General features: G+C 38.8%; 10 protein-coding genes. 7 read left to right on the forward strand and 3 right to left on the reverse strand.

The annotated features are described in order from the left end of the window. The first annotated feature begins 51 nt into the window (after window positions 1–51). Window positions 52–1,278 carry a type II secretion system F family protein gene (locus tag DS885_RS17070; RefSeq protein ID WP_113820597.1) on the forward strand — a complete coding sequence of 409 codons (1,227 nt, stop codon included), beginning with the start codon at window positions 52–54 and terminating at the stop codon, window positions 1,276–1,278. Window positions 1,279–2,081: 803 nt separating this feature from the next. Here DS885_RS17070 and DS885_RS17075 read toward each other — a convergent pair. Next, window positions 2,082–2,996, reverse strand: coding sequence for a LysR family transcriptional regulator (locus tag DS885_RS17075; RefSeq protein ID WP_113820598.1), 915 nt, complete (start codon window positions 2,994–2,996; stop codon window positions 2,082–2,084). Between the two features lie 214 nt (window positions 2,997–3,210). Between DS885_RS17075 and DS885_RS17080 the strand changes: the two genes are divergently transcribed. The 4 genes from DS885_RS17080 (at window position 3,211) to DS885_RS17095 (ending at window position 7,257) form a co-directional block, all read left to right on the forward strand. Next, complete coding sequence (locus DS885_RS17080) at window positions 3,211–4,188, forward strand: TRAP transporter substrate-binding protein (protein ID WP_220149729.1); 978 nt, start codon at window positions 3,211–3,213, stop codon at window positions 4,186–4,188. A 326-nt stretch (window positions 4,189–4,514) separates the two neighbouring features. Then, window positions 4,515–5,015 carry a TRAP transporter small permease gene (locus tag DS885_RS17085; protein ID WP_113820600.1) on the forward strand — a complete coding sequence of 167 codons (501 nt, stop codon included), beginning with the start codon at window positions 4,515–4,517 and terminating at the stop codon, window positions 5,013–5,015. Between the two features lie 59 nt (window positions 5,016–5,074). After that, window positions 5,075–6,349 (forward strand): TRAP transporter large permease, encoded by a 1,275-nt coding sequence (locus tag DS885_RS17090; protein WP_113820601.1) that lies wholly within the window; start codon window positions 5,075–5,077, stop codon window positions 6,347–6,349. Window positions 6,350–6,420: 71 nt separating this feature from the next. Further along, window positions 6,421–7,257: an aspartate dehydrogenase gene (locus DS885_RS17095; RefSeq protein ID WP_113820602.1), complete on the forward strand. Its 837-nt coding sequence runs from the start codon at window positions 6,421–6,423 to the stop codon at window positions 7,255–7,257. A 130-nt stretch (window positions 7,258–7,387) separates the two neighbouring features. Here the strand turns inward: DS885_RS17095 and DS885_RS17100 are convergent, their stop codons facing one another. Both DS885_RS17100 and yddG read right to left on the reverse strand, forming a co-directional pair. Continuing rightward, complete coding sequence (locus DS885_RS17100; protein WP_113820603.1) at window positions 7,388–7,678, reverse strand: putative quinol monooxygenase; 291 nt, start codon at window positions 7,676–7,678, stop codon at window positions 7,388–7,390. A 72-nt stretch (window positions 7,679–7,750) separates the two neighbouring features. Continuing rightward, window positions 7,751–8,674: an aromatic amino acid DMT transporter YddG gene (gene yddG / locus DS885_RS17105; protein ID WP_113820604.1), complete on the reverse strand. Its 924-nt coding sequence runs from the start codon at window positions 8,672–8,674 to the stop codon at window positions 7,751–7,753. A 185-nt stretch (window positions 8,675–8,859) separates the two neighbouring features. Here yddG and DS885_RS17110 point away from each other — a divergent pair, with 185 nt between their 5' ends. Together DS885_RS17110 and chrA are read left to right on the forward strand one after the other, a co-directional pair. Next, window positions 8,860–9,873, forward strand: a complete 1,014-nt coding sequence (locus DS885_RS17110) for a hypothetical protein (RefSeq protein ID WP_113820605.1) — start codon at window positions 8,860–8,862, stop codon at window positions 9,871–9,873. A 341-nt stretch (window positions 9,874–10,214) separates the two neighbouring features. Continuing rightward, a complete protein-coding gene (chrA, locus tag DS885_RS17115; RefSeq protein WP_113820606.1) occupies window positions 10,215–11,387 on the forward strand; it encodes a chromate efflux transporter in 1,173 nt (390 codons plus the stop codon). Window positions 11,388–11,764 lie beyond the last annotated feature (377 nt).

Below are 11,764 nucleotides of genomic sequence, written 5' to 3' on the forward strand. Positions count from 1 at the left end.
ATAGCTTGTCTGTATTTCACTATATTAAATAACTTCATTAAGAGAATCTCCATGGCGAATAATAACACTATCATTGAGTTAAATACCTTTACTTGGAATGGTATAAACCGTAAAGGGGCTAAGGTTTCAGGTGAGTTACAAGGCGCTAGCCAAAATGAAGTCAAAGTAGAATTACGCAAACAGGGTGTGAGTGTTACTCGCATTAAAAAGAAGCCTAAATCACTGTTTTCCTTTGGTGATAAAGTTCAGCCAATGGATATCGCCATTGTGTCACGACAAATTGCCACTATGCTTAATGCTGGTGTGCCCTTAGTACAAAGCTTAGAGTTAATCGCTAAAAGTAATGAAAAGCCTTCTCTACGTAAGTTGATGACTTCGATAGCCAATGAAGTGGCAACTGGTACGCCAATGTCGCAAACCTTACGTTCATATCCTAGACACTTTGATGATTTGTATTGTGATCTAGTAGAAGCGGGTGAGCAGTCTGGTGCTTTAGATACCATTTACGATCGTATCGCTACCTATAAAGAAAAATCAGAAGCATTAAAGTCGAAAATTAAAAAAGCGATGTTTTATCCTGCAGCAGTTATTGCAGTGGCTTTTGTGGTTACTTTATTATTGCTGTTATTTGTTATCCCGCAGTTCCAAGATATTTTCTCTGGTTTTGGTGCTGAATTACCTGCTTTTACGTTGTTTGTATTGGGAGTTTCAGATATTGTTCAAAACTATTGGTACTTAGTGATTGGTGGTGTGTTTTTAGCTGTTTTCCTGTTTAAAAGAGCGCATCGAGGCAGTGAGAAAGTCCGTAATAATACCGATAAATTTGTTTTAAAAATCCCTATTATTAGCACCATTTTAGATAAAGCTGCCGTTGCCCGTTTTGCGCGTACTTTATCAACTACCTCAGCTGCGGGTATCCCTTTAGTTGATGCATTACTGTCAGCTGCTGGTGCTTCTGGTAACTATGTTTACAGAACCGCAGTGCTTGCAATGCGTACCGAAGTAATGGCCGGTATGCAAATTAATGTGGCCATGAAAACAACCAATGCTTTTCCGGACATGGTGTCACAAATGGTAATGATCGGTGAAGAGTCAGGGGATATTGATGGCATGTTAGCGAAGGTCGCGGATATCTATGAACAACAAGTTGATGATGCGGTAGATAGTTTAACCAGTTTATTAGAGCCGATGATCATGGTGGTATTAGGTGTTGTTGTCGGTGGTTTAATTGTTGCCATGTATTTACCTATCTTCCAACTAGGTAGTGTTATTGGTTAATCATCGTTATGTGATTAAACAAACCATTGAAATGAAGAATAAAAAGCGAACTTAACCGTTCGCTTTTTTGATCTTGTAGGGAGTGCTTTTCTGCACTTTGTTTGCCCTAGTATTTTGGTATTGCCGTTTCAATATTAGCATGCGATGACTCGCATACACTGCAGGCTGAAGCCAGCGCCCCGAATATCAAGCTTCGCTTGATAGCTATCGCTCCTTATTAATGATGTTCAATGTTGTTATTGTTTTTTTGTTGCAGTCTATTTTTGGCTTTGTTGTTTTTAATATTAATATCAGTATGCGATGACTCGCATACACTGCAGGCTGAAGCCAGCGCCCCGAATATCAAGCTTTGCTTGATAGCTGTCGCTACTCATTAATGATGTTCAAAATTTTATTATTACGTTATTTATCAAACTTACGAAATATATTTTGACCTTGGGGCGCTGGCTTTAGCCTGCTTGTTTTGTTTTCTTGTTTTCTTGTTTTGGTGTTGTTATTTTTTTACTGCAGTCTATTTTGAGCATTGATATTTTTAATATTAATATCAGTATGCGATGACTCGCATACACTGCAGGCTGAAGCCAGCGCCCCGAATATCAAGCTTAGCTTGATAGCTGTCGCTATTTATTAATGATGTTCAATCTTGTTATTGTTTTTTGCTGCAGTCTCTTTTGAGCATTGTTATTTTTAATATGAATATCATTATGCGATGACTCGCATACACTGCAGGCTGAAGCCAGCGCCCCGTATATCAAGCTTGGCTTGATAGCTATCGCTCCTTATTAATGATGTTCAATGTTGTACTAGTTCAAACAATGAAATATATGTTTATCTGATTGGCATGAATTGTAGATAAAGTCCCAGGTGAGTTTGAGGTCTTTGAACTGATGTAAGTCTTTGCTGGTTGATATCCAGAGTTCTCTGGAGAGTGACAGGCTGGGTAATACCTGAATGATGTCGCTATCATTATAGGCGACAAAATGCGGCAGAATCCCTAATCCTAAACCTGACCTAATGGCTTGGCTTTGTGTTCCTATCGTGGTGGACTTATAAACGAAGCTGGCGGTGGGGGAGATCTCTTTTTGGTACTTGAGTTGCTTGGTAAACACTTGTTCTTCGATGTAACCAATAAAAGGGTGGTTTTTTAGGTCAGATTTAGCCTTAATAACTGGATGATTCGCCATGTAGTCTTTACTGGCAAATACGCCAAGTGTGTAATCTGCTAGTTTTTTCTGAATGATGTTTGAGCCATGTTGCGGCCCAACAGTGATACTGATATCTACTTTACCGCTAGTAATGAAGGTATTGCTGGCTAATGAGATAAGCTCAACGTCTATCTCTTGCTCTTGCAACCAACGTGGTAAACGACTCGCTAAATAATAGTTACTAAATCCCTCAGTCACTCCTATTCGAATGGTAGATCGCGTTTTTAATTCATTACGATATTTTTCATTGGCCAGCAGTAGGGTACTTTCACACTTTTCTGCATAAGGCAGTAGGTTTTCACCCGCTTTAGTGAGGTGGAACCCAAGGTTATTTTGATAAAACAGTTTAGTACCCACTGATTTTTCTAACTGTTCTATGCGATTGGCAATCGTGACATGAGAGCATCCTATCTTTTGCGCGGCAGAAGAGAGTCGTCCATAGCGTTTTAAGGCGATGAAATACTTTAGATCATTCCAATTTATCGATAATAGATCCGGGCTATCATTGCTCATTTATCATCCTTTTATAATGAGGCATTGTTTACTTTTAAAGCAAATAAATCCTATCGATTGTAAATTTTTTAACACCTACTGTAAACAAACCTCTATTGTTTTTAAGTTGCTAAGGGTCTAATTTGAAACTATCAAAAGACAAACACAGAGTTGATGTTTGTTTTTTCTTCGCAAGATTAACTGGACTTTAACTGAAGAACGATAGGGAAATATGATGAAAAAAACCATACTAGCAGCATTGACATTATTCATGAGTACGTCAACCTTGGCGGCTGAATTTAACTTCACCTTTGCTCATGTTCTGAGTGATCAAACACCTAATGGGAAAGCTGTACGTGCTTTTGCTAAAGAGGTAAATGAAAAATCTGATGGGCGCATCAATGTGATGGTGTTACCCGCTGGACAACTAGGCGGTGATGTTGAAATCATTGAACAGTTGCAAATGAACATGGTACAAATCGCTATCCCACCTACGGCAACGCTAGGGAACTTTGAGCCTCGAGTACAAATTTTAGATTTACCTTTCTTACTGCCTTCTAAACAAGTGATGAAAAAAGTATTAGATGGTCCAACCGGTCGTAAAATACTAGATACTTTAGATGGGCATGGCATGCATGCGATTAACTTTTGGGGTGCTGGTTTCCGTCATATGACTAACAATGTACGTCCTATCACTAGCCCTGATGACTTAAAAGGGTTGAAGATGCGTACGATGCAATCACCAATCTTATTAAGTACTTACCGTAACTTTGATGCTAACCCAACGGCTATGGCTTATTCAGAGGTGTATAACGGTTTACAACAAAGTGTGATTGAAGGGCAAGAAAACCCAATTGCTAATATTACTAGTAAACGTTTTTACGAAGTTCAAAAGTACATGACCTTAACCTCAAATGCTTATCATGGTTACGCGGCCATTATGAATGATAAGGCTTGGGCTTCTTTACCAGATGATTTAAAACTGGTGATGACGAATGCATTTAACTACGGGCGTGATCTATCACGCGACCTAACGGATCAGTTAGAAGCTGATGCGTTGGATAATATTAAAAAGCACACCGAAGTGACCGAGCTAACGCCTGAGCAAATACAGGTGTTTGTTAAAGCCAGCTTACCTGTTCACGAAGAGTTCCGCGAAACAATTACCTCTGAGCTATTAGATGATGTTTACACGGATATTAATGACTTATAACTAGCTGAACTATTAGATGATGTTTACACGGATATTAATGACCTATAACTAGCTGAACTATTAGATGATGTTTACACGGATATTAATGACCTATAACTAGCTGAACTATTGGATGATGTTTACAAGGGTATTAATGACCTATAACTAGCTGAATAGGATGATGTTTACTCAGTTACAGTAAACATCAGCTCGTAACAGCAATCATCAAATTAATCATTAATTAAACCATTATTGCGCTTGTTATTTATAGTAATGGATAACAAGCGATAATCACCAGTCGTTATATTAATAACCAATCTTTATTCATAACGTGTAAGGAGGAAGATATGTTTGAACTAATCAGTAAGTATTTGGATAAAATAGAAGGCTTTTTTATCGCGAGCATACTCGCAGTCGCTTCACTATTAACCTTCACACAAGTGTTTTTTCGTTACGCGTTAAATGATTCTATTTTTTGGGCCGAGGAAGCGGTTTTATATTTGATTATTTCAATGAGCTTTCTGTCCACCAGTTTGGGAGTAAGAAAAGGGTCACACATCACCTTAGATTTATTAAAGTCATGTTTGCCACCTTTTCTTATTCCTTTTTTTATTGTGATCTCCTCCGTCATTGGCATCGCCTTTGCTATCGCACTGTTTTATTACGGTGGAAACCTTTTTCTTAATACCCTTGACCGTGGACAACTTTCACCTGCACTAAGGATTCCGGTGGCATCAGTTTATGCCTTTATTCCGGCTACTGCATTACTGCAAGTATTCCGTTACGCGCAGATAATTCATGCCGTTGTAACAAAACAGCCAATACATAGCGAGTCTCCTCAACAGTAAGTTTGTCGGTCGTTAATAAACGTTCACCTATGCGCTTTTTTATACAGTAAGGTTTTCACATGATCATGTTTTTGTTAATTATTTTCTTCATTCTGTTACTGCTGGGGTTACCTATTTATGGCTCCCTTGCCTTCTCTGTTGTGGGGGCTATGGAAGTAACCAATACAATGGATCCAACTATCGTACCGATGCGCATGTTCTCCGGTATGAATAACTTTTCATTGATGGCTATTCCATTTTTCATCTTAGCAGCTGAGTTAATGCGAGTAGGCGGATTATCTGCGCGATTGATTAAACTAGCGCAAGTGTTGATTGGTTGGGCGCCTGGTGGCTTAGCGTCTGCAGCCGTACTGTCCTGTTTATTCTTTGGCTCTATTTCAGGGTCAAGTCCAGCAACCGTGGTTGCCATTGGTAGCATCATGTTTCCTGCGTTAGTAGCGGCAGGATACAGCAAACGCTTTTCTATTGGTTTATTAACCACAGCTGGCACCTTAGGGCCGATTGTACCGCCAAGTATCGCCTTGATTATTTATGGTTCAGTGACCTCAACCAGTGTTGGACAACTGTTTGCAGCGGGGATTTTACCTGCGCTGTTATTGGGTGGCTTAATCATTGTTTATTGTATGGTTTACTCAAAAATTAAAAAATACCCTAATGCGCCTTTTCCAACCTTTAAAGAGGTAGTTGCTGCCTTTAAAGGCTCTGCGTGGGGATTAGGTTTACCAACTATTTTATTGGGTGGTATTTATAGTGGTGTGTTTACCGCTACTGAGTCTGCTGCGGTAGCTTGTGCATACGGTTTGTTTGTTGGCATGTTCATTTATAAACAAGTGAATGCAAAAGCCCTATGGGAAATATTGCAAACGACGGGCTTAACTTCGGGGTCATTATTGTTGATTACTGCTGGTGCTTCTGCCTTCTCATGGTTACTAACTATGACTGGTTCTGCCTCTCTTCTAGCGAACTCAGTGCTGTCATTAAGTGATTCTTCTGTGGTGATCACCGCCTTGTTAAACGTGATCATGTTGATTGCTGGTTTCTTCTTAGACAGTGTGTCAGCGATTATTGTATTAGCACCATTGATGTTACCAATAGCTACCGATGTCGGCATTGATCCAGTTCATTTTGGGATTATCAATCTAGTGAACTACTCAGTGGGTATGATCACACCACCTGTTGGCTTAAACTTATTTGTTGCCGTGGCTATTTCAAAAATGAATCTATTAGAGATCTTCAGAGGTTGTATTCCTTTCTTAACCATTATGATCATCGGGTTAGTGATTATCACTTATGTGCCATGGTTAAGCTTGGCTATACCTAGCCTGTTGTATTAAGGCAGGCTAAAAGAATCAATCAAAATTACGCTAATTAAATCATTGCTATATATATTTAACAAAGGGTTACAATGAAACAGACACGTACATTAAAAGTTGGCATTATTGGATTAGGCGCGATTGGCCGTGAAGTGGCTAATCGCATTGAAACAGGTAAGGTGGGTGAAGCGCAATTAGTTTCCTTATTGTGCAGAGATAAAACTAAACATATTGCCATGAGTGAGGGACAATCTGAACACTTTAAGTCGATTATTACCGATGATATTGATGACTTTTTTGCAGCCAAGCCTGACATTGTAATAGAAGCTGCTGGCCAACCCTCATTAAAGCATTATGGTGAACTGGTATTAGCTAAGGGAATTGATCTGTTAGTGTCTAGCATTGGTTTATTCACAGACGATCAAATTTTAGGCGAATTCATTAACACTGCAGACCAATCAGGTGCAAAAATTTTACTCTCAACGGGTGCCTTACCGGCTGTAGATTGGATGTCAGCCGCTTCGTTATCTGAAGTTAATACCATTGCGATCACCCAAACTAAACCTGTTGCATCATGGAAGAATACACCAGCAGAAGAGTTTGTGGACCTTAATTCAATTGAAGATAGTACCTGCTTTTTTGAAGGAACTGCCCGTGAATCGGCAAACCTTTTCCCCAAAAGCAGCAATATCAGTGCAATGTTAGCTTTGGCAACCATCGGCTTAGACGAGACCAAGGTAAAACTAGTTGCAGACCCAACCAGCGATATTATGAACACCTATATCGACTTCGATAGCAAGGTAGGTAAGTTACAAGTTAATTGGCAAGGTGTACCGTCAATTGCGAATCCAAGCACTAGCGCTGATGTCCCTCTTGCGATTGTTAAATGTATTAGAAACTTATCTTCATCGATTAATTACGGGGCTTAATCAAACGAGCAGCTGATAGTACGTCTATGCTAAAGTTATAGAACAAAGGGGTAATATAGCGGTTATTATCATTTAATAACCGCTATATTGGTTATTAGCGGTGGTTACTGAGTGCGATTAGTATTAACGATTAACTGATATCACTCATTTCACTGAGACTAACACTCTCAATACACCCTTCCGTTGCTGCTTTGTAATTTTTAATATTTTGGTGATGCATATGCGCTTGCCACAGAGTACGAGACTCCCAAGTTTCATAGAACAAAAAGTGCAGGGGATTATCATTGTCTTGATGGAGTTTATATTGGATACAACCTTGCTCATTTCGTGTTGCTTGAGTTAGTTTTAGCAGTTCACCTTTGACCTGGTCGAGCTTACCTACTTTAACAAAAATATTAGCGGCAATAGTCAGTTCAGTCATTTGCATCTCCTTTATGGTTTACTCGATTGTGATATTAAATCACTAAAACTTAAATAGGCATTGTGATCGTGTCTAAATATTTGAAGTTTGTTTCGTATTCGTGTCAGGTTTCTCTCGGGTCACGATAAAGCAAATCAATGAGCCTAATGTGACTAACGCCACGCCTTGCCAGAAAGAACCACTTAACGTTAATGAAAGATACACAGAAGCAAATAACGTTGAGAAAACCGGCGTAAAGTAGGAAAGCGTGCCCAACAAAATAATATTGCCACCTATCACAGCTTGGTTCCATAAAGCATAACTCGTCCCTATGCTAATACCTGCAATTATTAAAGTTAAACTGGAAGGTAAGGTAAAGTGGATGCTTGGCTCGTTACTGAAAAAGAACTTTATCCATAGGGTGATAGCAGTGGCGGCAAAAAATAACACAATGGCATTTTTTCCATTGCTTATTCTTTTTGTGATCACACAATAAAATGCCCAAATAAACGCAGCTGAAAAGGCCATTAAGTAGGTGATTGGGTTATCGGCTATATTATGCAGTAAAATGTCTAATGAAATACCTTGGTCACCGGCGATACACCAAGCCACACCGGCGAATGCAATGAGGATACTTGGGTAAACTAACAGGTTTACTTTCTTAGGGCTCAGCAATACGCTTAATAATATGGTGAGCGCAGGCCATAAATAATTGATGATAGACATTTCCATGGCTTGATGACGATCAGTAGCCATACCCAATGACAAAGCTAGACATATCTCATAGGTAACAAATAAAGCACCGCCAATTAATAGATAGCGCATAGGAAAGTCTTTAACTTTAGGTACGCCCATCACACACATCAAAAAGATAGCACTAATGCTGTACATCATGGCAGCCCCTGCAATTGGACTAAATAATTCTGATAAATCACGAATTAAAGCAGCCACAGAGCTCCATAGTAAGATCGCGACAACGCCACAAAAGGTATATTTATTTTCAGTGATAAATGACATAGAAAACCAAGATTAATAACATGAGAATGAGACCTTCATTATCAATATTAATCATAGGGATGCAATAGATTAACTTATTTATTCAGTACCATTTTAGGTTATGCTATTACTAGTTGTCTTAAAGGTCATTTCTCTATCTGGGCAAAAAGATCTGTTTTATTGTTAACCGTTAAAGTGAGTTTTGAATGTTAGATGCCATTTGTATTTTATCTAAAGACCATCAGCCGACTAGGGAGTACCAGGCTGTACAAGGTGAGGCTAAAGCACAAACTATATTCTCCATCTACGAATTCAAATTACTGCCAGCAGAGCAAATAGAACAATATCGACATTCGCTATTTTGCCCTGAGTGCTTACAGGTTGCATATTTTAGGCGTGCTTCTAAGGATGGCAAGCAAGCTTGTTTTGGTTCTCGTAACCACCTTGAAGGTTGCTCTGAGCTGAATACTCATAAACGTAATGTACCTATGGCGTTGGTAGAAAAAACGATGCTGGTGGAACAGGATACTGAAGCACAACTAATTGCAAAGGGGGGTAACCCAAGCTCCATAACGGAAAATAAAGCTCCAGTAATAGTAAGCCAACAAAAGGCTGAGGTAGATGAACAGCAAGGTTTTACTATCGACTTTAGTGTTAAGCGTACTGTGCGTCGTGACGCTTCTACTCAAAACAAAAAGGCAGAGGATTCTCAAGCACCTATCTCAGATAAACCTCAATCAGAAGCCGCTGTATTAGAACCGTTACAAAAAACAGAAAAAACCGTAACCCAAAGGTTAAGTACCTTATTAAAAAGCTTATTTAAGAACAGTTCTTTAGCTACCTCTGATGTCTGGGTGCAGACCAGTGAACAGCATCGTTGGCGCGCAAAAAACTTGTTTGTGCATTTTAGCGATGCTGAGCAGCTAGAGAAAGTGGCCCCGAGAATGTATTGGGGCCGCATCAGTTATAGCGATAAGCAGTTGTTATGGTTAAATGTCGCTGATAATAAAAACCTTTCTATTCCTATTAGTCATTTTAAAGAGGAGTTGTTAGCCCGTTATGGGATCACACAAGCTGAAGACTTAAAAGGCGCTAAGATTATTATTTTTGCTAAATGCTTGAACAATAAACAGAAGAGCCGACAGTTTTTAACCTTGTGGGATAATGACTTACAATATCTGCACTTGGATTTAGCCATTCACTCTACAAGCAAGCAATAGATTAAATAAAATAAACTCCCTTCACAAATAGTACCTCCTACAATATTTATGTAATAAATGTTGCCGCTGTCATTTTACTGTCATCTAACTGCTGTAGATTTTCCCTGTTTAAATGGCCGCTCTGTTTTTTTATGTTGGAAGTGATCGTCATTTATTGAAGTACTGATTGATATCTTGTGATGATGAGTGAGTACTTTTGTGGATTGATTATTCACTTCACAAAGCAAGGTGAGCATTGACTGAAAAAATTGCTTATTGCCAGTTTTCGTCTTATACCGAACCTCATGCATACTTTTTGGATTGATAAACAAATATAAAAATGGACAATGGAAGCGTCGTCGATGTGGAATATATTTAAAACTTTCTTACTCTTAGGTTGTTATAGCTTTGGTGGGCCTGCAGCTCATATCGCCTATTTTAAAGAAACATTCGTCCAGCGCTTAGCTTGGTTAAGTGAACGTCAATATGCCGAGTATGTTGCCTTAAGTCAGTTCTTACCTGGTCCTGGTTCAAGCCAAGTTGGCTTTGCTATTGGTTATCATCGCGCTGGATTAAAAGGCGCAATCTGTGCTTTTTTAGGATTTACGCTTCCTTCTGTTTTATTGGTGGGATTGTTAGCGGTCAGTGCAGGCTACTTAACTGATAATAGCTTTTTTCATTCTGTTATCCATGGTTTGAAACTATTGGCTGTTGTCGTAGTGTTTGATGCAGTATTGATGATGTTTAAACAATTCTGTAAAGATAAAGCTCATATCGCATTATGCTTACTCAGCGCCTGTGTTCTATTGGTGATACCAAGTGTTGCAACTCAACTGTTAGTACTGTTATTTGCAGCTTTGGCTGGTGTATTATTATTTAAATTAAAACAGCAGGAATTTACCGATAAGAAAACTCACTGTCTGATCCTAAATCCACTACGTTCATTAAACTTTCGTCCTTTATTTCTGTTTATTATTTTATTGTGCGTTGCACCTTTTTTAAGCTTTTTAAGCCCTTTATTTTCAGTGTTTTCTGATTTCTTTCAGGCGGGAAGTTTAGTGTTTGGAGGAGGGCATGTTGTACTTCCTTTGTTACAAAATATTGTTGCTGAACAGTTAACGTCGGATCAGTTCTTAACGGGGTACGCCATTGCACAAGCTGTGCCTGGGCCCATGTTTACCTTCACCACTTATATTGGTTATTTTATTCTGCCTGAAATGCCATTGATAGGTGCATTAGTCGCAACCTTAGGTGTGTTTCTGCCTGGCTTCCTATTACTATTAGCTTGTTTAAAGAATTGGCAACGCTTTGCTAAAATCCCATGCGTGAATGCTGCGATTACTGGTGTGAATGCAGCGGTGGTTGGGTTACTTGTCAGTGCTTTATACCAGCCTGTATTTGTTAGTGCGGTGTTTAATGGGCTAGATATGGCGATTATTTTAGTGGGTATTTTTCTACAAAGAAGCCTCAAATTACCTATTGTATATTTAGTACTGTTATTTGCCATGACAGGGTTGTTGTTGGGTTATCTTTAACGATTGCTTGCAACTATTACCTTCAATTATTCACTCCAACTATTACCTATAAAAATGAAAAATCCGATACTTAAAAAGCATCGGATTAGATTATTTAACTAAGATAAGTCACTAAGGTTTTAGTTATACCAATCATAGTGAGTAACTGATCTATTTTACTTGTTAAAATAACTTATTTTTTCGTTGTAAGTTTCGTATAGGGAACAACCATTTACATCAACTTACGCCTCTAACTAAGCCATTTTTCCGGCGCAAAATTTAGATCAGTTATTTAATACAATTGGTATTAGCCACAAACTCACGGGAAACTATAATGATGAAACATTTAATTGTAGGGTTAACCGGCTTACTGGCTTTAGCAACGACCACTTCAGTGT

Origin of the sequence: Psychromonas sp. B3M02 (assembly GCF_003318165.1) — a bacterium.
In the GTDB taxonomy this organism is placed as follows: Bacteria; Pseudomonadota; Gammaproteobacteria; order Enterobacterales; family Psychromonadaceae; genus Psychromonas.